Consider the following 22,556-nt stretch of genomic DNA (forward strand, 5'->3'; position numbering starts at 1 on the left):
ATGGAACAATCCATTGAAAGCTATATTAGAAATCTTGTCAGAGATGTAATTGGCCAAACACTAGGCGGTCTGCAAATTCAAGGTGATCGGCAGACATATGTGATTGCGAATTGGAAAATGAACAAAACGCTGGCAGAAACAGCTGAATTTTTTCAAGAACTCAACAGCAGCAAGGATGTGACGGTGGTCGTTTGCCCGCCAGCCCAGCTGCTTTATCCGGCCCACCTGTTTATTAAACAGTCAGGAAAGCCGGTTCACTTAGGCGCGCAAAATGTCCATTGGGCAGACAAAGGTGCATACACCGGAGAAACATCCATATCGATGTTGAAGGATGTCGGCTGTGAATACGTCATTATCGGCCATTCCGAAAGAAGACAATATGCCGGTGAAGATGATTCATTGGTCAATATGAAAGTAAAACAGGCGCTTTCCGCAGGTCTTACTCCGATTATTTGCATCGGAGAGACGTTAGAACAAAAAAACTCATTACAGACCGAAGAGGTTTTAGCTAGTCAGCTTTTCGGTGCCTTGAATAAGATTGATTCCAGTCAATTTATCATTGCCTATGAGCCTGTTTGGGCGATTGGAACTGGCCAGTCAGCTACTGCTGAATTAGCGCAGCAAACACACACCTATATCCGTTCTGTTTTGAAACAAATTTTTGGTGAAAAAGCAGAGAGTATCTCGATCCTATATGGCGGTTCGGCAAATGAAAGCAATGCAGCCGAATATAGCAAGATGCCGGATATCGACGGAGTGCTCGTCGGCGGCGCCAGCTTGAAGGCTAAGTCTTTTGATGGAATGATCAAGGTATTTGCCAAAGGAGATCAAAATTGATGAAAAAAGTTGCGATAGGTTGCGACCATGGTGGATACGAACTGAAAGAAACCTTAAAAGTCTATTTAACAGAATTAGGCTATGAATATTTGGATTTTGGCTGCAAGGCGGGCGAATCGGTGGACTATCCAGATATTGCCTTCCTTGTTGGTGAAACAGTTGCGACAAATGATGATTATGTTGGCATTATGATTGATGGTGTCGGCATTGGCAGCGGTATGGTGTTAAATAAGATACCTGGTGTCCGCGGCGCAGTCTGCTGGGATTTATCCTCTGTTATTAACAGCAAAGAGCATAATAACGCTAATGTGCTATCGATCGGCGGGCAATTTATTGGCGAGGGATTAGCCAAGCAATTAGTGAAGACATGGCTGGAAACCGAATTTGCCGGCGGCCGTCATGATCGCCGTGTGACAAAAATTATGGAAATTGAAAGCCGGTTTTTACACCGATGAAGGCAGGTAATAAAAATGTTCGTAGCCAAAGTGATTGGTAACATGGTCTGTACCCATAAAAATGACAATTTAAAAGGGCTAAAGCTGCTGATTGTCCAACCAGTTGATGACCAGTTGAAGGATAAGGGTAAACCACTTGTGGCTATCGATACGATTGGACAGTCAGGTCAAGGGGATCTCGTTTATCTAGCGAAAAGCAGAGAGTCCTCCTTACCGCTGAACAAAGATTTGGTCCCATCGGATGCGGGAATTTTAGGAATAATCGACTACTATAACGTAACGAAACGAATGGAGGAATAATAAATGAGCAACGCATTAGGAATGATTGAAACAAAAGGTTTAGTAGGAGCAATTGAAGCAGCAGATGCCATGACGAAAGCAGCAAACGTGACACTACTTGGAAAAGTGAATGTTGGCGGCGGCTTAGTTACTGTAATGGTACGCGGTGATGTTGGTGCCGTTAAAGCAGCTACTGAGGCTGGTGCTGACGCAGCACAGCGTGTTGGCGAGTTTTTATCCGTTCATGTTATCCCAAGACCACACTCAGATATCGAGAAAATTCTTCCTGCAGCAAAATAATGAAACTAGCAAAAGTGGTTGGGAATGTCGTATCAACGATTAAAACACCGAGTCATCAGAATAAAAAGCTGATGGTTGTCATCCCTGTTGATGCAAAAGGCAATGAATGCGGTGAGGCAATGATCGCCTTTGACCGCTTTCAAGCAGGCGTTGGCGACTATGTGCTTATCCTTGAAGAAGGTGGATCGGCACGGGACATCCTAGAAGACCCGAAAGGCTCTTTTGATGCGGTCATTGCCGGAATCGTTGATCGACTACATTAATGTGAGGTGAACAATGGTGCAAATTGAGGCATTAGTAGAACAAATTACAAATCAAATTATGGAACAATTAACAAATAAACAAGCGCTGAAGGAAGCGAAGCCAGCTGTTTCCGGCAACGTGACCTATAAAGAAGGTTCTGCGTCAAACATTATTACTGGTCCATCTGTTGCGCGGATGATTGACCATACGTTATTAAAGCCGGAAGCATCGAAAGAGCAAATTGTGAAGCTTTGCGAGGAAGCGAAGGAGCATAAATTTGCCACTGTCTGTGTTAATCCATATTGGGTGTCTACAGCTGCGAAGGAACTTAAAGGTTCTGGTGTCGGCGTTACCACGGTTGTCGGCTTCCCATTAGGGGCAACAAGCACGTTTGTAAAAACCGCTGAAACTCGTGATGCGATTGCAAATGGCGCGACGGAAATCGATATGGTGATTAACATCGGTGCGCTTAAATCAGGCGACTTCGAAACAGTGAAAAAGGACATTGAAGGTGTTGTGTTAGCGGCAAAAGGACACGCTCCAGTAAAAGTGATTATCGAAACTGGTCTTTTAGAAATTGAAGAAAAGAAAAAAGCTTGTATTCTTGCTAAGATGGCAGGCGCGGATTTTGTGAAAACATCGACTGGATTTGGTCCTGGCTGTGCAACGGCTGAAGATATCAAACTTATGCGTGAAGCAGTTGGTCCAGATTTAGGCGTGAAGGCTTCTGCATGTGTAAGAGATTTAGATACAGCTAGGAAGCTGATTCAAGCTGGTGCCACAAGAATTGGTGCAAGCTCCAGTATTGCGATTATTACTGGCGGACAAGGTACAGGCTATTAATTTTTATGTTGAAATGTTCAAGTTGGATTTTGGCCGATAGGAAAGTATAACTTTCCTATCAGGCATAAGTGCAACTATGCTTCATGAACCGCCTAACGGCTTGCCAATCGGCGAGTTTTCTTTAGAGTTTTTCATCTCGTTGTTGCTGCCAGATGAAAAACTCTTTCCTCTTAATCTAAAAAGTATTGAAAATTTTTAGATATTTTACTATAATTAAATAGACTAAATGTAATCGCTTACATATATGAGGGGTGTTTCGAATGAACAATATTGGACATCAACTAAAGAAAATTAGATTAAACCGTGAAATGGAAATAGAAAAATTAGCGTCTTTATCAGGACTGCACACAGAAACAATCGCAGCAATTGAGGATGGCGAGCTGGATGTACAGGTTTCAACGTTAGCGAAGATTTCGGAAGCGTTGAACTGCATTTTCTCAATTGGAGATGTATCCATTTAATTTATCGGCAAAAGCATTCGTTCTTTATTGGAACGAGTGCTTTTTTATTTTCTACTTAAAAATGATATGATAGGACAATCAGTAAAATGGTCATTCCAAATATGGATGACCGGTTCATAATTAAAGGAAGAGATCCATGACAAGTACAATTACATACATAAAAGAATGGCAGCAAGCACTGCAAAATGAGATTATCCATTTAAAAAAATATGGCAGTAACAAATTCATTGTCTCAAATGGAAGGTTACTATCGAGTGAAGGTTCATTTACCTATTATTTTGATACCGTTTATGCATTACGAATCCCCGTTGGATCTTCAGTTCGTCTTGAATGGGGCAGCATGAAACAAAGTGGACGTGTGCTTTCTTCAGAAGGCAAAGGTGTGATGCTGGCCCTCGAGAAATCATTCGGAGACCTAATCCCCGAGGCATTTCTGTTTCACGATCCATGGGAACTGCTTGAACAACTTATCCAACGGCTAGATGAAATCAAAAAAAATAAACAAAAAAGGTTACGGGTAAAAAAATTGATGGATCCTTCGATGCCGGCAAAGCATCCGGTTGAAAAAATAAAAAGCAATGTTCATGAATTAGTTTTACGTTCAAAATACAATCCTGTTTCCTTTGTTTGGGGGCCGCCCGGAACAGGAAAAACCTACACATTGGCGCGGGCTGCGGCAAATAAATATTTTCAGGAAAAGCGGGTCTTGGTTTTATCGCACAGCAACCAAGCGGTTGATGTCCTCATCGCTGAGATTTCTGCCTTTATTAATAAGAAAAACCGCTTCCGTGAAGGGGATGTTCTTCGCTATGGCACTAATACAGGAGAGCAGCTCGAAAATCATAAAGCGATTACCACAAGTCAGTTATTAGAGAACCAAGATCCCCATCTCGCTAAGGACAAGGAAATTTTACTAGATGAAAGACGGAAGCTAAAGCAGGATTTAGCCCGTTCGTTTAGTAAACGAGACACGAATCATTTGCTGGAGCTTGAGACCAAAATTGCCAGAGTCCTCGAAAAAATTCGGCAAAAGGAAATTCAGTTTGTGAAGGATGCGTTTGTTGTCGGATCAACACTGGCAAAAGCAGCGAGCGACCCGGCAATCTATGAAAAGGAATTTGATGTTGTGATCCTTGATGAAGCAAGCATGGCTTATGTCCCTCAGGCAGCTTTCGCCGCATCACTTGGGAAACGCGTTATTATTTGCGGTAACTTTAAACAATTACCGCCAATTGCCTCCGCAAGGGATTCTTTGGTCACGATGTGGCTGAAGGAGGATATCTTTCACCGGGCAGGTGTAGTTGATTGGGTGAATGACGGAAAGCTGCATCCGCATTTATTTTTATTAAAAGAACAACGGAGAATGCATCCGGATATCTCTGCCTTCACTAATCAGTACGTCTACAATAAGCTTGTGGGTGATCATAAGAGTGTTCTAAAGAGCAGAAATGAGATTGTTGAAAAAGCACCGTTTTCCGGCCGTGCATCGATTCTTGTTGATACAAGCTTCACGGGAGCGCATTGTATGACTGAGCGGACGTCAAATTCGAGAATGAATCTTTGGCAGGCGTTATTATCGTTTCAACTTATTCACGAATCCTACTTGAATGGTTTACGATCGATTGGATATGTTACTCCATATCGTGCCCAAGCCAATTTAGTGGAGCTGTTACTCGAGGATTTATATGAAGAAGAACGGTTAACAGCCGATATTATTGCGGCGACAGTCCATAAATTTCAAGGCAGTGAGCGGGATGTCATGGTTTTTGATACCGTCGATGGAGAGCCGCAAGCGCGTGCCGGTATGCTTTTAATTGGAAAAGATAGCGAACGATTGATTAATGTCGCGATAACGAGAACGAAAGGAAAGTTTATTCAGGTCAGCAATCAATCATTTATTCGAAAGCATGTTTATCATAGTAAAACACTTCGGCAACTTGTAGAGCACCAGGAGAAGCAGAGGCAAACAGTTCGAACGAGAGAAATCGGGACCTGGATTAAGAATCAGCATCCAAGATTGCAATGGATGCATGCGATGAAGTTCGAAAAAGTGTTTCGGGATATAGCAGGGGCGAGATCATCTATTGTCATCTCTATACCATCGCAAACGGCACTTTCGCTGCAATGGAAGGAGAAGCTAAACAATCGGGACAAACGCGTAAAATTAACCGTGATTTCTCCAGAAGCATGGATCGAGCTCTATCCAGATTACAGGCTGGAGGAAAACTTGTCGTTTCCATTTATAATCATCGACCGGCGGCTGCTCTGGCTGGGAATGCCGATAGAGGGAGCAAGAGGTATTCAACCGCCCTTTATTGCAGCAAGACTTGATTCGGAAAAGGTTTCAGAACATTTTTTAGGTCAATTTTTAATGAAAGAGTAGGAATTGCAGAGTTTCAACTCCTTTGGCGGGAATCCTTTAAGGTTTCCCACCTTTTTTTTAGGGAATAAAAACATATGAATAGGGAACGATAAATTTGTTAGTCGTGAAACAAATGGGACATGGCAATTTTCAATGAAAAGGAGACAAGGATGATGACAAACGTTAAATTAGCTGTCATATATTACAGCATGGGTGGAACGAACCATCAGTTATCAATGTGGGCTGAAGAAGGGGCAAAAGAAGCAGGTGCAGAGGTAAAGGTATTAAAAGTGCCTGAACTTGCACCACAATCCGTGATTGAAGGAAATCCAGGCTGGAAAGCACATGTGGAAGCGACTGCGCATGTGCCAGAGGTAAAATTAGATGATTTAGAGTGGGCGGACGCGATTATTTTTAGTGTTCCGACTCGATTTGGGAATATGCCTGCTCAAATGAAACAATTCCTTGATACTACGGGCGGTCTTTGGTTTAACGGCAAGCTGACGAACAAAGTGGTAAGCGCAATGACTTCGGCTCAAAATCCTCATGGAGGTCAAGAGGCAACGATTTTATCCCTATATACAACGATGTATCATTGGGGGGCAATTGTCGCTACTCCTGGTTATACAGATCCAGTTATTTATGGTGCTGGAGGTAACCCCTATGGAACCAGTGTTACCGTTGGTCAGGATGGGAAAATGATTGAAGATGTACAAGCAGCAGTGAAACATCAGGCAAAGCGTACGGTTACCGTCGCAGAATGGATAAAAAAGGCAAACCAATAATAAATTAAGTGCTAATCGATGATATTTCGATTAGCATTTTTAAAATTAAATCTCGAATTCGAGATATTTTTCCTTGACTTGATATCACTTGAGTGGTAAATTGATGATGAGGTTAGCGTTGAGGGGGGAAACGAAATGCGTAATAATACGATTGGGTCGCTAATTTGGTTACGTCTAGTGCGTTTTACTAACCTTAGTAACCAGCTGTCCAACGATTTTTTAAAGCAATTTAATTTAACTACTGCACAATTTGATGTGCTTATGCAAATTCAAGTATATCAGCCGCTCACGCAAATGGAGTTAGCTGAAAAAGTAACAGTCACGCAAGGTGGCATTTCCCGTATGGTTGCTCGTCTTGAGAAGGAAGGCTATATTGTACGCAAGCAAGATTGGAAAACGAAAACGATTAGCCTAACTGTCAAGGGTGAAGCAATCTTAGAAAAGGCCTTCCCAGCTCAACTGGCGTTTCAAACGTCATTTTTTGAAGATGTTTTAAACGAGGAAGAAACGAAAACGTTGTACAGGTTGATGACACGTGTTCATAAATATAGCCAGAAAAAAGAGTTTCCGTCTGAGTAATTTTTTTACAATATCACTTGACTAGTCAAGTCAAGTTAAAAACAAGGAGGAACCACTATGTATAAAATTCCTGGACATCATCATATTTCAATGATTACAAAAAACGCAAAAATGAATAATCAATTTTATCAAAAAGTGTTAGGTTTACGACGTGTTAAAAAGACCGTCAACCAAGATAATCCTTCGATGTATCATCTATTTTACGGAGATTTAACAGGAAGTGCAGGCACAGAGCTATCCTTTTTTGAAATGCCGATGGCTGGAGGAACGGTTCGCGGAACCAATGCCATTACACAAATTGGCTTACTTGTCCCATCATTTGCAAGTCTAGAATATTGGAAAAGGCGCTTTGAGCTATTAGATGTTAAGCATGGAGAAATTACTACCTATGCAGGGCGAGGTGCTTTACATTTTGAAGATACAGAGGGTTTACGAATGATTCTGTTAAATAATAATGGCGAAGAGGTACCAAAATATTGGTCTGCTTGGGAAGATTCCATTGTCGAACAAAAGCACCGCATTTTAGGGATGGGTACAGTGGAAATAACAGTCCGCTATTTGGATCGAACAGCTAAAACGTTAACGGAGATGTTGGGCTATGTAGAAGTTGCCCGTTCAGAAAATGAGGCAATTTATCAGTCTGTTTCAGGGCAAGCATTTGGTGAAATTGTCCTTAAGCAGGAGATAGGGCCGAGTGAAAAGCCAGGTCGAGGCAGTATTCATCATCTGGCGATTCGTGTAAAAAACGAGGAAGAACTACGCTATTGGGAGGAAAAGGTGAAAGAGCGCGGCTTCCATTCTTCAGGCATTGTTGATCGGTACTACTTCCAAAGCTTATATTTCCGTGATTCGAATGGAATTTTATTTGAAATGGCAACAGACGGACCCGGATTTACAGCAGATTCAACAATTGAAGCGTTAGGAAAAGAATTAAATTTGCCACCTTTTTTAGAAGAAAAACGGGCAGAAATCGAAGCAAAGTTAAAACCAATTGATTAAAAGGGAGAGAGCAAACATGGAAAAATATCGTATTAATCCAAAAAAAGGACTTGAATTCGGATTATATTCGATAGGCGATCATACACCCAACCCTTTAACAGGCAGTCGGATCAGCGCCGAACAACGGATTCACGAATTAATTGAGGCAAGTAAACTGGCAGATGAGGCGGGACTAGATGTATTTGCCGTCGGAGAAAGTCATCAAACGTACTTTACAACCCAAGCACATACGGTCATTTTAGGGGCGATTGCCCAAGCGACAAAAAAGATTAAAATTGCCAGCTCGGCAACGGTGTTAAGCACCTCGGACCCCGTTCGAGTGTATGAAGATTTTGCGACACTTGATTTAATCTCACGCGGACGTGCCGAAATTGTCGCGGGACGCGGCTCTCGCGTTGGGGCTTATAGCTTGCTGGGCTATGATGTACATGATTATGAAGAGCTTTTTGAAGAAAAAATGGACCTTCTACTAAAATTAAATACCGAAGAAGCTGTAACATGGGAAGGTCAATTCCGAGCACCGCTTAAAAATGCTTCGATCCTGCCGCAGCCTCAAAATGGCCATATGCCGATTTGGCGTGCTGTAGGCGGTCCGCCAGCGAGTGCTATTAAAGCAGGATATGCAGGTGTACCGATGATGCTAACAACACTTGGCGGCCCGGCGATTAATTTTAAAGTAGCTGTAGATGCTTATCGTGAGGCATTAGAGCGAAGTGGCTTTGACCCGGCAGCACTGCCCATTGCGACAACAAGCTTATTTTATACAGCAGAAAATTCGCAGGATGCTCTCCGTGAATATTATCCACATCTAAATACAGGGATGCAGGCATTACGAGGAGGCGGCTATCCAAAACAACAATTTGCTCAAGCCATTGACCATCGTGATGCATTAATGATTGGCAGTCCGCAGCAAATCATTGAAAAAATGCTCTATCAATATGAACTATACGGTCAACAGAGATTCATGGCCGAAATCGACTTTGGCGGCGTCCCATTCGATAAAATTGCGAAGAATATTGAGCTGATTGCAACAGAAATTTTACCGGCGGTAAGAAAATATACCGCGAAAAATTAGGAGGGACGTAAATTGAAAATCGTCGGCTTATCAGGTTCAAAGGTTGGTTCTAAAACAAGAACAGCGATGAACTACACATTAAAAAAAGCAAATGAAAAATATCCAGATGCAGAAATTACCATGATTGATTTAGCAGAATTTGATGTTCAGTTTAGTGACGGACGTAATTATTGGGAATATGAGGGCGACACAAAGTATGTGACCGAAACCATCATGGGAGCAGATGCGATCATCATTGGCACTCCTGTATTCCAAGCATCAATCCCAGGTACATTAAAAAATATTTTTGATTTACTGCCAGTAAACGCTTTTCGCGATAAAGTGGTCAGTATGCTTGTAACAGCTGGCACTCCTAAGCATTATTTAATGGTCGAGCAACAATTAAAACCGATTTTGGCTTATATGAAAGCACATATTGTTCCAACGTATGTATTTATTGAAGAAAAGGATTTCCTCCGAAAAGAAATTGTTAACGATGATGTTCTTTTTCGAATCGAGCGGTTAGTGGAGGATACTGTAATGCTTGTCGAAGCATATGCAGGAATACGACAAGCGAAAGACGCTGAATATGATTTTTAATTATTATGTGCTGATCGAATATTTTTCGATTGGCATTTTTTGTATAAATATGCCGATTTTTTAAAAGGATAATATCTATGTGTATTGGTAAAGGTAATAGTGTCAAATTTAAATCCTTTGAAAGGATGTAATTTATGGAGAAAAAACTATTAAATGTACTTACTGCTTTATGTATTGTTTCTCTGCCATTTTTATTTAAAGGCTCAAAAATGAGAGAAAATCTCGTTATTTTTTTCTCCAAAGGAGTTCTTTCCACTCTTATTGATGCTTATGTTGTCGGAACCAAAAGGATTGAATATCCATTTCGTCCTTTAGCAAATATTTTCAAAACCAACATTCTTTATGACATGGTGTTTTTTCCAATTTTAAGTGTCATTTGGGTGAAAATATCCTACAATGATAATTTTGGAAAAATCCTATTGAAAAGTTTGATATTTAGTGTCCCGATGAGTATCGGTCAATGGTACTTCGAAAAGACTTCGAGATTATTTAAATGGAAAAAGTGGACAGTACTTCACACTTTTGGAAGTGTAAGTTTTACTTTATTTACGATTAGAGCGTTCGTGGGTTTAATAAAAAAATTAGATAAATTTAAGAGTAATCAAAATATAACCGATTAATAAAGCTAGATATTTGAATAAAACGTATAAGTTAGAAGCTACCTTTGGAGTGTTGCTTTACCTGGTTTCGATAGTGGGAGACCTTCCTAGTAGAAAAGGTAAAATGAGCAGATAATCGGTCTAACCAACAATTCAATAATTTTGTTAAGGGCTAACTTGGAAAAACTCGTTTGCTCTTTTTTAATTTTCAAAAAATTATATTGACATTTTCGCTATTTCTATGGATAATCATAGGAAATTATCAAAAGAAAATGGTATGGGATTAGTAAATCATTGGTATGTGATAGAGAGTGAAACCCAAAGGCTGAAAGGTTTCTCACGGAAAGATGATTGAACCTGCCCTTAAAATGCCGCTTATGTAAACATAAGCCGTCATCCCACGTTACGGGTTCGAGTGGATGCTTGGCATCAATGAAGGTGGTACCGCGGAATCGATTTTTCCGTCCTTTTTTTAAGGACAGAAGAATCGTTTTTTTTTATTTTTTTAAAGGAAGGTTCGAACAGTTATGAAAAAACAGCTTGTGGTGGTGAAGATTGGCAGCAGCTCGCTAACAAATGCCTCAGGGACGATTTCTGATGCTAAAATACGTGATCATGTTGAGGCACTTGCCTTTTTAAAAGCGGAGGGGCATGAGGTCATTTTGATTTCCTCCGGTGCTGTTGCAGCAGGATTTGGCTCACTTGGATACTGGGCACGGCCGAAAAGTACTGCCGGGAAACAGGCAGCCGCAGCTGTCGGGCAGGGACTATTGATGCAGCAATATATTCAGCTGTTTAAAGAGTTCCAAATGATACCAGCGCAGATATTATTAACTCGTGAAGATTTTTACAGCCAGATTCGATTTCAAAACCTCTATTCAACGATCCATGAACTGCTTCAAAGAGGTGTCTTGCCGATTATTAATGAAAATGATTCGGTCTCGATTGAGGAATTGACTTTCGGGGACAACGATTTGTTATCAGCCCTCGTCAGCGGATTTTTACATGCCAATGCGTTGATTATTTTAACAGATATCAACGGTCTTTATGATGGTAATCCAAAACACTCAAAAGAGGCCAAAAAGTTTAATTTTATCCCTGAGGTTTCTGAAGAAATGCTCGATTTTGCCGGTGATAGCGGTTCTTCCGTTGGCACTGGCGGCATGAAGTCGAAGTTACTCGCAGCGAAAAAGGCATTATCCTTGGGTGTCAGCGTCTTTGTCGGAACTGGAACCGGCAAAGAAAAGCTGGCGGATATTTTGGCGGGAAAAGGCGATGGCACCTATATTGGCGGCCCGTTCCAATCACAAATGCAAATGCGAAAGCAATGGATTGCCTATCATTCAAAGGTCGGCGGGGTAATTGAAATCGACGATGGTGCAGAAAAAGCCATTCTGTTCCAGGGAAAAAGTTTATTGCCGGTTGGAGTTACAAATGTCGTCGGAGAGTTTAATGCCCTCGATGTTGTGGTTGTCAGAAATCAAAAGGGGAAAACGGTTGGAAAAGGGCAGATTTATTATTCTTCTAAGGATTTATTAATGGTCAAGGGGTTACCAAGTGAACAATCGAAGGGTTATTCGATTAACAAAAAAGCAGAAGTGATTCATCGGGATAATTGGGTCACCATGCCAAAGGAGTGAGTGAGAGATGGGTGAGTTACTCGAAAAAGCTAGTAAATTAAAAAAAGCAGCGAAACAGCTGGCGATGCTTTCAGCTTCGGAAAAAAACGATGCCTTAGCGAAAATGGCGGACCATTTAATGACTGAGAAGGAATGGATTATAAGCGAAAATGCCAAGGATCTTGCAGTTGGAAAGGAAAAGGGATTACCTGTTCCACTGTTAGACCGCTTGCTTTTATCAGAAGAAAGAATGGACCAGATTGTCGATGGCGTTCGCCAGTTAATTAAATTGGAGGATCCGATAGGTGAAACAATCGATGCATGGGAGCGGCCAAACGGGTTGAAAATTGATACGATTCGGGTCCCGCTTGGGGTTATTGGCATGGTATACGAAGCCCGACCCAATGTTACGGTTGATGCTGGAAGTCTTTGTTTAAAAGCAGGAAATGCTGTGCTTTTAAGAGGCAGCTCCTCTGCGATACATTCCAATAAAGCACTTGTTCATGTAATGCGAGGGGCACTTGCAGGGTCGGCGATTCCAGCTGATGCCGTGCAGCTGCTAGAGGATACGAGCCGCGAAACAGCGGCGGAAATGTTTAAATTAAACGAATACTTAGATGTTCTCATCCCTCGTGGCGGTGCAGGGTTGATTCAATCGGTCATCCAAAATGCTACTGTTCCAGTGTTAGAAACTGGCGTTGGAAACTGTCATGTATTTATTGATGAAACAGCGAAACAGAAAATGGGTATTGATATTGCCATAAATGCGAAGTTGCATCGGCCATCTGTCTGCAATGCAGCCGAAACGTTGCTTATTCATGAAAAATGGCCATATGTCTCAAACCTATTACATGCGCTTCATGATCAAGAGGTTGAACTGCGAGGAAGTGAAGAATTAGCCTCTGCCTATTCTTTTGTCGCTCCAGCAACAGAAGAAGATTGGTACACGGAATTTCTTGCACCGATTTTAGCAGTAAAACTCGTGAGTGACGTGAAAGAAGCCATTGAACATATCGATCAATATGGAACAAAACACTCTGAAGCGATTATTAGTGAAGATACAGGAAATGTGCGTTTATTTTTCAAGGCAGTGGATGCGGCGGTGCTTTATCATAATGCCTCGACTCGTTTCACCGATGGCGAACAATTTGGCTATGGGGCGGAAATCGGAATCAGCACCCAAAAGCTGCATGCCCGCGGGCCGATGGGTCTTAAGGCTTTAACGACAACAAAAGCAATCGTCCAGGGAACTGGGCAAATTCGGTCTTAAAATTTATGTTTAGCGCTGAAAATGCGCTTATTTTTTTTGCTTTCTGTTATACTTAAAAGATACAAACATACATTCTCGTATAGTAAGTTGGTGATCAAATGTCAGATAAAATTCATATATCCGTTAGAACCCTTGTTGAATATGTGTTTCGGAGCGGCAGTATTGATTCCCGTTTCCGCTCCCAATCGACACTTCTAGATGGGACAAGGATTCATCAGAAAATCCAAAAAACGTATCAAGAGGGGGACCAAAAGGAAGTTTATCTTCAAGCTGAAATTTTCCATGATGGCCTTACCTTCCTTATTGATGGCAGATGTGATGGGCTTTTGTTTCGTGATGGCGGGGTAATGGTCGATGAGATTAAGTCGTTCTCGCTGCCACTCGAACAAATCGAAGGGGAAGGTTACCCTGTTCACTGGGCGCAGGCGAAACTGTATGCCTATATGTATGCCAAAGACAACTCACTAAAGGAAATCCTTGTCCAGCTAACCTATGTCAATACGGAAACAGAAGCAAAAAGATACTATCAAAAGAACTACTCCTACTCAGAACTAGAGACATTTGTAGTAGAGGTGATTGATGGCTACGCACCGTATGCAAAGCTGCAGCACAATCATCGAATCAAACGAAATGAGAGTTGTAAAGAATTAGCTTTCCCGTTCGAAACCTATCGCGATGGCCAGCGGAAACTAGCTGGAGCTGTTTATAAAACCATTGTAGATAATAAAAATCTGTTCGCAAAAGCACCAACAGGAATAGGCAAGACGATATCCACCCTCTTTCCTGCAGTGAAGGCGATGGGAGAAGGGCCACTAAACCGCGTTTTCTACCTGACTGCAAAAACAATTACCAGAACAACAGCGGAAGAGGCATTCACCCGGATGCGTACAGGCGGTCTTTGTATCAACACGGTCACCATTACAGCAAAGGACAAGGTTTGTTTCAAGGAAGAAACGATCTGTCAAAAGGATTACTGCGAGTTTGCGGATGGGTATTATGACCGAATTAATGAAGCAATTCTTGATATTTTATCAAATGAAAACGGGATGACCCGTGAAGTTATCGAAGCCTATGCCCGTAAGCATACCGTCTGTCCATTTGAATTTTCGCTTGACCTTGCCTATGCCGTTGATGCCATCATTTGCGATTACAATTATATTTTCGACCCAAGGGTGTCGCTAAAGCGATTATTTGAGGAGCAAAAGAAGTCGACCGTATTATTGGTCGATGAGGCACATAATCTTGTTGACCGAGGGCGGGAGATGTTCTCAGCTTCATTAAACAAAGAGACGTTCCTCCAGTTGAAAAAAGACTTTAAGGGTGTCAACAAAGTGATTTATGAGGCTGCTAGCAAGTTGAATTCCTCGTTCATTTCCTTGAAAAAAGTAAATGCCGATAAAAATGAATTTATCTTAGAGCAGCTGGGTGAAGCGTTTTTAGAACAGCTTGTTCAATTTGTAGAGAATGCAGAACAGCAACTTCTAACAACTACCTCCCAAAGTCTCTTAGAAGCCTACTTCACGGTGAATAATTTTTTAAAAATCGCTCAGCTGCTTGATGAGCACTATGTTATTTACGCGGAGAAAAATAAAAACGATTTGGTGATTAAACTGTTTTGCATCGATCCCTCGAAGCTGCTTAAGCAAATGGGGAAAGGGTATCGCTCAAAGGTGTTCTTCTCAGCAACACTCTCACCATTACCATATTATCAAGATATCCTTGGCGGGAATAAGGAGGATTATGCGCTCTCCATCCCGTCCCCATTTTCAAACGATCAGGTCGATATCTTTATTAAACCATTGTCCACTCGCTTTAGGGATCGGGAACAGACGAAGGATTCGATGGTAACGATGATAAAGTCGTTAATTAAAAACCGGCCGGGTAATTATCTGATATTTTTCCCGTCCTATCACTATTTACTATCCGTTTATGAACAATTCAAGCAATCAGATGAAGAAACGAAAACAATCATTCAATCGACTGGGATGACAGAAGCAGAAAGAGAGGCCTTTTTAGCGGCATTTATGCCTGGTCAAAAAGAAACCCTACTTGGATTTGCTGTTCTTGGCGGAATTTTTTCTGAAGGAGTGGACTTAATCGGCGATCGTTTAAATGGAGTTGTTGTGGTTGGGGTTGGGCTGCCACAGCTTTGTTTTGAGCGAAACCTTATCAAGGATCATTTTTATAAAAAGGATAAGAATGGCTTTGATTATGCTTATGTGTACCCCGGTATGAACAAGGTCTTGCAAGCAGGGGGACGATTGATTCGCTCGGAAACCGATCATGGGACGATTGTCCTTGTCGACGACCGCTTTCTCCAAAAGCAGTATCAATTGCTCTTGCCTCCCGAATGGAGAGAGTATACAATCATTTAGCAATCAGGCGAATTTGCACTAAATAATCGAATTAGAATGAAGTTTGACTATTTAATCGAACTTTTATAAAATTAGACTAAATAATCTAATTAGGGTGTGCGAACCGTGGAAACAAAGCAAAATCCAATCTCAATTTTTATATTAGATGTCAGTAATTCGACGGCCGAAGATATGGGAGATGAACTGACCGTCTATCTAGATGGGATGGTGAAATGGATCACCATTTGGACCAAAAACAACGGACCAGTAAAAGTAAAGCATCGAGCTGGTGATGAAATCATCTTTGTTGGCAATGGCTATTCAACAGCCTATATCATCGCTTTTTATGTAAGCAGGTTTTGGAAATATCGCAATCATAAACCTTATTTTGGTTTGTCTTTTGGGGATATTGATCGAAATTTAGAAGAAGTCGATATCGAGACATGGATCCATCCGTTGATTAAGCAGGCCCGATATGCGAATGATTTGTTGAAACAAGAACAAAATCGGCCTCCCTTTAAATTTGAGCTTGACCAATTTTATTTAGGTGATCGAAATATCCCTGTTTTATACAACCAGTTTCGCTATGAATTCGAAACGTTATTTAACACAATCCTGCAATTGCAGCACACTCTCATCAAAGACCAAACGAACATCCAGGAGCTCGTATGTTCTTTATATCTAATCTTACAGCAGCAAAAAGCAGTTGGGGAACTGCTTGGTAAAACAGCGCCGACTATTTCGAGCCATTTTAAAAAAGGAAAAAGCGAAGAAGTCCTCCGTACCTTTCATGAATTGGTTAACGTCCTAAATTCATTACAGAAAAACACCTTTCAAGGTATAGCGGGTAACCCAATGGAAACAGCTGAGAGGTTACATGATTCGATTAGGAGTCATTTGAAGGACAATATAAACATGCTGCTTATTAACTAGAGAGGAGAAACCATGCTTATTTTAAGTCTCATTCTCGCCCATCTAATTGCTGATTTTTATTTGCAAACAGATAATATGGTGAGGGAAAAATATAAAAACCTTAAGAAGCATCTGGCGCATCATTTTTCTATGACTGCGTTAGTTCTTGGCGGCGATTTGATTTTTCACTTTACCCTATTAAATACCCTTCATTATTTCCTTTTCCCTTTGGTTTTTATTGTTTTTTCTCATTTTCTAATCGACTTCATTAAAATCAAACTGCTGGATACCATTAAAATTACTAACGAGGAGAATATGAAGCGGCTTAGTTTTTTCCTATTGGATCAATTACTTCATCTTGGGATGATTTTGCTTGCATGTCATTTATTTATTGGTTTAGAGATAACAAATATAAGTAAAGTTTTCCAGGAAGGGCATAAGTTAAGCCCTATTAATGCCGTTTTGTTTATCTTCATCATTGTGATTCTAACCACAAGTGTTAGCGGACATTTAATAAGGATTCTTTTAGGGTCGCTGCCGAACCAGCTGTTAAGCTTTGAAGGAAAATATGCATTCAAAGCTAACAGACATGAGGATCAGTTTGCCCATTCAAGGATTGGAAAAAAGGAGCTAACAGAGGAATATCATTACACCATTTTTTCTAAACACGATCTATCTCGCGGGAAATTAATCGGTTATATTGAAAGATTGCTAGTTTTAGTGTTAACATTTTACAGTGCCTACCCAGCCATCGGGTTTATTGTTGCGGCAAAATCGATTGCCAGGTTTAAACAAATGGATGACCGGGATTGGGCAGAGTATTTCTTGCTCGGCACTCTTACTTCAATGTTCATTGGCATCTCACTTGGAATTGTATTACGGGAAGTATTGACTTGAAAATATAGATAAATTCCGTTGAATGTGGATTATTTTCTCTTTTTAAGAGATACTGTTTGAAGGAAGATTTAAAAAATAGGAGGGAACTACTATTATGACTAAAATCGAAGTAGGCGAAATTTTTACAATCAGCGATGAAAATGACCAAGAACAAGAGGTTGAAGTACTAGGAGTAATGACAATTGAAGGAGCTGACTACGTCGCGGTTGGATTTGCGGAAGACGTGCAACAAGAAACGGATGATGATATTGATATCTTCTTTCTAAAGATCGACGAAGATGGGGATTTTACCGCGATTGAAAGCGACGAAGAATTTGACAAAGTGTCGGCGGCGTTTGATGAAATGATGGATGAGGACGAGTAAATTGTTGTAGCATGAGAGGGGGATTTAGCCTCTCTTTTTTTTGAAATCTACTATGACATCAATTGGAAAAAATATGTATGTAACAGGTAACTTATGGCATACTGTTAGGGAGAATATCATCAAAGGAGAGACGTAATGCAAATTGAAGAGGGAACGAAATATCAAATTTCTCAAGGGGTTCAGGAAAATTTTAACTCCGCTGAATCGCTTACGGTGATTGCTTACAATGGAATTACGGTTCAGTTCACACTTGGAGAGGGTAAAGGCCATGGTTCAATGCCCATTGATCATTTATCCTATCTTCTAAAAAAATCAAACCTGACTCAAATACCAAATAAAAGAGCCTTATTGCAAATGGAAAACAATGACGAACAGATTGGATAGTTTCCTTTTTAACCGCCCGTATCCTGCCTAAAAAGAATTCCCAACCGCGTAATGGTTGGGAATTTTCGTTTTAGTTAGAATCCCCTGGCTGGATGCCCATAAATACTCCATCAAAAAAAACGGCCATTAAGACAAGTCCCTTGGAATTAGTAAAAGGAACACCAACCATTATGGTTCCGGTTTCATTATGCTTCATTACTTCGATTGAATTTGCGCCATTCCATTTAAATCCATCTTGATTAAGTTTTTTTTCGACCGTCTTAAATTCATTACAGCTAATTATCTTAGCTACAATTTTATTTCTTTCAGCTCCAAAAAGTTGGGTAACGTCGTGGCAGCCACAATCTTCTGAATCGGTGACTGCTGCTAGATTGGTTGGTCCCGCTGCTTTTGCCGTATTCCCTGTGGTTACGAACAAAGTTAATGCAATTAAGCCTCCACATAATACTGTTAAAAATTTCTTCATCTGTTTTCCTCCTTTTTTTAAACTCCTTTACTTGATTCTCTTTATTGCGACAAAATCCTGCAAAAACTTTGGAAAAATATACGACAACTGCCATAATTTATTACAATTCTGTGTCATTCCTCTTCATTATTGGAGGTTTTATACAAATTCGTGTCGATAATGTACAAGTATAAAAAAAAGCTGTCTCCCAAAAATTTGAGAAGACAGCCTTTTTTTATTTATTTTTCTTTATCGTATAATATTTCACCGGATTATTACTTGAATTTTTCAATTCCGCAGAAATAGTGCTGGTAAGACTGTGTGATCCTTTTGCATCAAGTCCTGCTTCCCACAGCATCATCCCGCCAAAGCCATGTTCAAGCGCTAATTTTGTTTTCTTTTTCATCGTGGTATCCCCATTATAGTAATAGGTCGTCCCATTCATTTTTACTGTATCGCTGGCAGCATTTGCAGGATTATTGTTGATAATTGCTTCATAAGAAACCTGTTTTATTTTAGGATTCTCCGGCTGAGCATAAAGCGGAACACCCAAAACAAGTTTTTCCTTTGATAAATGGTTGGCTTCAAAATAGTTTGCCCAGTAACCTACAATTTTCTCAATGTAGGGATAGGGGGATAAATTAGCGGCGTGGTAGCCGTCATCCCACTGACCATCATAGGCCATGATGTTAACATGATCGACATGTTGAAACATGGCTGTTTCATAATTGACAAAACTGGTTTCGGTCAAGGTTACTGCATGAATTTTTGCATAAACGGCAACCGATAATTCCTTGTGTTTGGGATGAAGCTGTTCGCTTAGCTCTTTAGTGAAAGCGGCTAAGTTTACAGCATCTTCTTGATTGCGCGGATGCTCGAAGTCAATATCAATGCCGTCTACGTTCTCACGGTCTGCAAAACTAGTAAGCTCCTGAACAAGCTTTGCCCGGGTGGCAGGATTAGAAATCGCCGCCTTAAAATAAGGATACGATTCCCCGCCATTGATGTGGAACCAGCCGCCAACACCAAGGATTACCTTTGTGTGATATTTCTTGGCATTTGCAACGGTGGCCCGTAAGTTTTTTAAGGCAGGATCGCCATTGATCAAAATGCCGCCTTCCTTTGTCGGATGGGCAAAGGAGAAAATGACGTGTGTCAGTTTGGCATAATCAATTCCGGTTGGGTCGCGGAAATCCTGAACATAGGCGATAAGCGCTTTTGAACGTTCTTTTTCTATTTCTGGCAATGCTTTTTCTTTGGGTTTTAGTGCTGATTTAGGTGCGTTTACTATATTTTTAGATAGTGTATCATTATTTTCTATTGCATTATTTGTAGAATATAATACTCCGGTTATAATTCCTCCTATGAAGGTAATGATAATTACCAAAGCAAAGAGGAGAATACGTTTGTTCATAGACAGAATTCCTCCTCAATTGTCTTCCTCATAAAAATTGTATCAGAAAAAACAGGTTTTAAGGGTTGGTAATATCAACCTCTATGCTGGGGAAAGAAAAAAATTTGTGCAGCAGGCCGGATTTTTGATATAGTAAATAGGTTAATCATTAATTAAGAGGTGTAAGTGTTCATTATGAATCAAGAATATAGAGTGTTATTGTATTATAAATATGTCGTAATCGAGAATCCGGAAGAGTTTGCGAAAGAACATCTTCAAGTATGTAATGATATTGGTTTAAAGGGTCGAATTATTATTGCGTCTGAAGGAATTAATGGAACGGTGTCAGGCACCATCGAACAGACGGACGCGTATATAAAATACATGGAGGAGCATCCTCTGTTTGCCGGAACAATTTTTAAAATAGATGAAGCATCAGGGCATGCCTTTAAAAAAATGCGGGTCCGTTTCAGACCTGAACTTGTTACTTTACGTTTGGAAGATGATGTTAATCCGAATGTCGTAACTGGGAAGCATTTGAAACCAAAAGAATTTTTCGAGGAAATGCAGAAAGAAGACACCGTGGTTATCGATGCCCGCAATGATTATGAATATGATTTGGGCCATTTCAGAGGTGCCGTCAGACCGGATATTTTGAACTTCCGCGATTTGCCAGACTGGATTCGAGAAAATAAACAGGATTTTGAAGGCAAAAAGATTCTCACGTATTGCACCGGAGGGATCCGCTGTGAAAAATTTTCAGGCTGGCTTCTTCAAGAGGGATTTGAAGATGTGTCACAGCTTGAAGGCGGGATTGTTACTTATGGAAAAGATCCTGAAGTTCAAGGGGATTTATGGGATGGACAGCTCTATGTGTTTGATGAGCGCATTAGTGTACCCGTAAATCGTAAAGAGCACGTAGTTGTCGGGAAAGATTATTTTACAGGTGAACCATGCGAGCGTTATGTGAATTGTGCCAATCCGGCATGTAATAAAAAAATTCTTTGTTCAGAAGAAAACGAACATAAACATTTACGCAGCTGTTCCCACGAATGCAGAGTTCATCCGCGGAACCGCTATATCGCTGAACATGGATTAAGCGAAGAAGAGGTACAGGAAAGATTAACAGCTATTGAAAAGATTTAACCGTATAAGTAAGTATAGGGAAGCAGGCCGGAAATACGGTCTGCTTTTTCTATATATCAACCATTATTATGTAAAACTGATAGAGTATTAGCGGAATTTAATGTAGAATTAAGAATGTTAGAAAAATAAAGGAGCTATATATAGAGATGAACAATAGAGACAGAAGCGGGAGAAAAACGAGAAAAGAACGCCATCAATCAAAAGGGACTGTTCGGTTCGCGATCCTAGCGATTATTTTGCTCCTTGCCGGAGGCTTATTCTACGCTAACAAATTGAAATCAGAAAATGTTTCTAGTAAAGTTTCTCATGCTGGGGGAAAGGCAACAGAAAAGGGAGAAGAAGAGGAGCCGAAACAAGAGGTAGCAGTCGAAGAAAAACCAGAAATCAAGCCGGAACCAGATATAGAAACGACAATCAAAATAAGTGCAGCCGGGGATTTTACGCTTGGAACCGATGAAAGTTTTACCTATAGCGATTCGTTTGTAAAGACGGCGTCTGCCAATGGTCTGGCTTATTTCGTTGAGGGCTTGGATAAAATATTCTTGGAGGACGATTTTACGACCGTGAATTTAGAAACCACGCTCACAAATGCTACGCAAAAGGCCGAGAAGACATTTCGCTTTAAGGGTGACCCATCTTACGCCAAAATTCTTGAATTAGGCAGCATTGAAGCTGTAAATCTAGCAAACAATCATAGCCATGATTACCTGGAGAAGGGATACAATGACACGATTTCCGCATTGCAGAATCAAAATATCGGCTATTTTGGCTACGATCATCAGTATATTACGACCATCAAAGGAACTAAGGTCGGGGCTTTAGGTTATGAAGGCTGGTCAGATACAAAAGAAATCCGTCAAAAGGTGGAACAGGATATAAAAATCCTAAGAAATCAGGGAGTACAGATTATTCTAATCCACTATCACTGGGGAAATGAGAATCAGTACATACCGAATGATTCTCAGAAATCGCTAGCCCGCTTTTCAATCGATAGTGGTGCAGACCTTATTCTTGGCCATCATCCCCATGTAGTCCAAGGAATAGAAGAATATAAAGGGAAATTTATTGTCTATAGTTTGGGCAACTTTATGTTTGGCGGGAATCGAAACCCAAGGGACAAGGATACATATGTGTTTCAACAAACCTTCCATTTGAAAAACGGTGTTCTCACCGATAAAAAGGAAATTAACGTTGTGCCATTTTCGATTTCATCTGTGTCTTCTAGAAATAACTATCAGCCTACTAAATTAACAGGTGCTGAACAGGCGCGAGTGAAGAAAAAAATCATAGAAGGTTCTAACAAAATCAATGGCTCCGATTGGCTTGTCTATGAAAACCAGCAAGAAGTAGTCAAAAAGGATGAATAAAATAGTACA

At 40.6% G+C, this 22,556-nt stretch carries 25 protein-coding genes and 1 other annotated feature; of the genes, 23 read left to right on the top strand and 2 right to left on the bottom strand.

The features are described 5' to 3' along the window. The 21 genes from tpiA to ACIQCO_RS09715 all read left to right on the top strand — a co-directional run bounded on the left by tpiA (position 1) and on the right by ACIQCO_RS09715 (position 18,196). A complete protein-coding gene (gene tpiA / locus ACIQCO_RS09615) occupies positions 1-837 on the top strand; it encodes a triose-phosphate isomerase (RefSeq protein WP_400427827.1) in 837 nt (278 codons plus the stop codon). Next, entirely contained in the window at positions 837-1,292 is a 456-nt protein-coding gene (locus ACIQCO_RS09620) for an RpiB/LacA/LacB family sugar-phosphate isomerase (RefSeq protein ID WP_066087425.1), read from the top strand. Before tpiA ends, ACIQCO_RS09620 begins: the two co-directional genes overlap by 1 nt. A 15-nt stretch (positions 1,293-1,307) precedes the next feature. Continuing rightward, entirely contained in the window at positions 1,308-1,592 is a 285-nt protein-coding gene (locus ACIQCO_RS09625; protein ID WP_400427828.1) for a EutN/CcmL family microcompartment protein, read from the top strand. Positions 1,593-1,595: 3 nt separating this feature from the next. Continuing rightward, the gene (locus ACIQCO_RS09630) at positions 1,596-1,871 is read left to right on the top strand and encodes a BMC domain-containing protein (RefSeq protein WP_024028003.1); all 276 of its coding nucleotides are present in this window, start codon (positions 1,596-1,598) and stop codon (positions 1,869-1,871) included. Beyond that, positions 1,871-2,134, top strand: a complete 264-nt coding sequence (locus tag ACIQCO_RS09635) for a EutN/CcmL family microcompartment protein (RefSeq protein ID WP_400427831.1) — start codon at positions 1,871-1,873, stop codon at positions 2,132-2,134. The genes ACIQCO_RS09630 and ACIQCO_RS09635 overlap by 1 nt, the downstream gene beginning before the upstream one ends. Before the next feature lie 175 nt (positions 2,135-2,309). Further along, on the top strand, positions 2,310-2,957 hold the full coding sequence (gene deoC, locus ACIQCO_RS09640; RefSeq protein ID WP_066096542.1) for a deoxyribose-phosphate aldolase: 648 nt from the start codon (positions 2,310-2,312) through the stop codon (positions 2,955-2,957). 260 nt (positions 2,958-3,217) lie between these two features. Next, positions 3,218-3,418, top strand: coding sequence for a helix-turn-helix domain-containing protein (locus tag ACIQCO_RS09645; protein WP_400427832.1), 201 nt, complete (start codon positions 3,218-3,220; stop codon positions 3,416-3,418). Between the two features lie 136 nt (positions 3,419-3,554). Continuing rightward, the gene (locus ACIQCO_RS09650) at positions 3,555-5,801 is read left to right on the top strand and encodes an AAA domain-containing protein (RefSeq protein ID WP_400427835.1); all 2,247 of its coding nucleotides are present in this window, start codon (positions 3,555-3,557) and stop codon (positions 5,799-5,801) included. A gap of 152 nt (positions 5,802-5,953) precedes the next feature. Beyond that, complete coding sequence (wrbA, locus tag ACIQCO_RS09655; protein ID WP_400427838.1) at positions 5,954-6,565, top strand: NAD(P)H:quinone oxidoreductase; 612 nt, start codon at positions 5,954-5,956, stop codon at positions 6,563-6,565. Positions 6,566-6,700: 135 nt separating this feature from the next. Then, the gene (locus tag ACIQCO_RS09660) at positions 6,701-7,144 is read left to right on the top strand and encodes a MarR family winged helix-turn-helix transcriptional regulator (RefSeq protein ID WP_400427840.1); all 444 of its coding nucleotides are present in this window, start codon (positions 6,701-6,703) and stop codon (positions 7,142-7,144) included. A 57-nt stretch (positions 7,145-7,201) separates the two neighbouring features. Continuing rightward, positions 7,202-8,143 carry a ring-cleaving dioxygenase gene (locus tag ACIQCO_RS09665; protein WP_400427842.1) on the top strand — a complete coding sequence of 314 codons (942 nt, stop codon included), beginning with the start codon at positions 7,202-7,204 and terminating at the stop codon, positions 8,141-8,143. Between the two features lie 16 nt (positions 8,144-8,159). After that, positions 8,160-9,218, top strand: a complete 1,059-nt coding sequence (locus tag ACIQCO_RS09670; RefSeq protein WP_400427844.1) for an LLM class flavin-dependent oxidoreductase — start codon at positions 8,160-8,162, stop codon at positions 9,216-9,218. Between the two features lie 12 nt (positions 9,219-9,230). Beyond that, positions 9,231-9,797: an NADPH-dependent FMN reductase gene (locus ACIQCO_RS09675; protein ID WP_400427845.1), complete on the top strand. Its 567-nt coding sequence runs from the start codon at positions 9,231-9,233 to the stop codon at positions 9,795-9,797. A 134-nt stretch (positions 9,798-9,931) separates the two neighbouring features. Continuing rightward, positions 9,932-10,417, top strand: coding sequence for a CBO0543 family protein (locus ACIQCO_RS09680; RefSeq protein WP_400427846.1), 486 nt, complete (start codon positions 9,932-9,934; stop codon positions 10,415-10,417). Positions 10,418-10,660: 243 nt separating this feature from the next. Continuing rightward, positions 10,661-10,868, top strand: a binding site (T-box leader). 55 nt (positions 10,869-10,923) lie between these two features. Then, positions 10,924-12,036 carry a glutamate 5-kinase gene (proB, locus tag ACIQCO_RS09685; RefSeq protein WP_400427849.1) on the top strand — a complete coding sequence of 371 codons (1,113 nt, stop codon included), beginning with the start codon at positions 10,924-10,926 and terminating at the stop codon, positions 12,034-12,036. A gap of 7 nt (positions 12,037-12,043) precedes the next feature. Then, positions 12,044-13,285 carry a glutamate-5-semialdehyde dehydrogenase gene (locus tag ACIQCO_RS09690; RefSeq protein ID WP_400427851.1) on the top strand — a complete coding sequence of 414 codons (1,242 nt, stop codon included), beginning with the start codon at positions 12,044-12,046 and terminating at the stop codon, positions 13,283-13,285. 98 nt (positions 13,286-13,383) lie between these two features. Next, the gene (locus ACIQCO_RS09695; RefSeq protein WP_400427854.1) at positions 13,384-15,660 is read left to right on the top strand and encodes an ATP-dependent DNA helicase; all 2,277 of its coding nucleotides are present in this window, start codon (positions 13,384-13,386) and stop codon (positions 15,658-15,660) included. A gap of 105 nt (positions 15,661-15,765) precedes the next feature. Further along, positions 15,766-16,572 (top strand): hypothetical protein, encoded by an 807-nt coding sequence (locus ACIQCO_RS09700; RefSeq protein WP_400427856.1) that lies wholly within the window; start codon positions 15,766-15,768, stop codon positions 16,570-16,572. A gap of 12 nt (positions 16,573-16,584) precedes the next feature. Beyond that, entirely contained in the window at positions 16,585-17,448 is an 864-nt protein-coding gene (locus ACIQCO_RS09705) for a DUF3307 domain-containing protein (protein ID WP_400427859.1), read from the top strand. A gap of 94 nt (positions 17,449-17,542) precedes the next feature. Further along, complete coding sequence (locus ACIQCO_RS09710) at positions 17,543-17,812, top strand: DUF1292 domain-containing protein (RefSeq protein WP_400427861.1); 270 nt, start codon at positions 17,543-17,545, stop codon at positions 17,810-17,812. Positions 17,813-17,947: 135 nt separating this feature from the next. Continuing rightward, positions 17,948-18,196 (top strand): hypothetical protein, encoded by a 249-nt coding sequence (locus ACIQCO_RS09715; protein WP_400427863.1) that lies wholly within the window; start codon positions 17,948-17,950, stop codon positions 18,194-18,196. Positions 18,197-18,266: 70 nt separating this feature from the next. On the opposite strand, the gene ACIQCO_RS09720 is transcribed toward ACIQCO_RS09715, so the two are convergent. Beyond that, the gene (locus ACIQCO_RS09720; RefSeq protein ID WP_400427866.1) at positions 18,267-18,662 is read right to left on the bottom strand and encodes a hypothetical protein; all 396 of its coding nucleotides are present in this window, start codon (positions 18,660-18,662) and stop codon (positions 18,267-18,269) included. Positions 18,663-18,876: 214 nt separating this feature from the next. Beyond that, positions 18,877-20,055 carry a glycoside hydrolase family 18 protein gene (locus ACIQCO_RS09725; protein ID WP_400427868.1) on the bottom strand — a complete coding sequence of 393 codons (1,179 nt, stop codon included), beginning with the start codon at positions 20,053-20,055 and terminating at the stop codon, positions 18,877-18,879. Positions 20,056-20,229: 174 nt separating this feature from the next. Between ACIQCO_RS09725 and trhO the strand changes: the two genes are divergently transcribed. Together trhO and ACIQCO_RS09735 are read left to right on the top strand one after the other, a co-directional pair. Further along, positions 20,230-21,180, top strand: coding sequence for an oxygen-dependent tRNA uridine(34) hydroxylase TrhO (gene trhO / locus ACIQCO_RS09730; protein WP_400427871.1), 951 nt, complete (start codon positions 20,230-20,232; stop codon positions 21,178-21,180). A gap of 146 nt (positions 21,181-21,326) precedes the next feature. Beyond that, on the top strand, positions 21,327-22,547 hold the full coding sequence (locus ACIQCO_RS09735) for a CapA family protein (protein ID WP_400427873.1): 1,221 nt from the start codon (positions 21,327-21,329) through the stop codon (positions 22,545-22,547). Positions 22,548-22,556: the final 9 nt, after the last annotated feature.

Source organism: Neobacillus sp. NPDC093127 (assembly GCF_044754175.1).
Classification (GTDB): Bacteria; Bacillota; Bacilli; order Bacillales; family Cytobacillaceae; genus Neobacillus.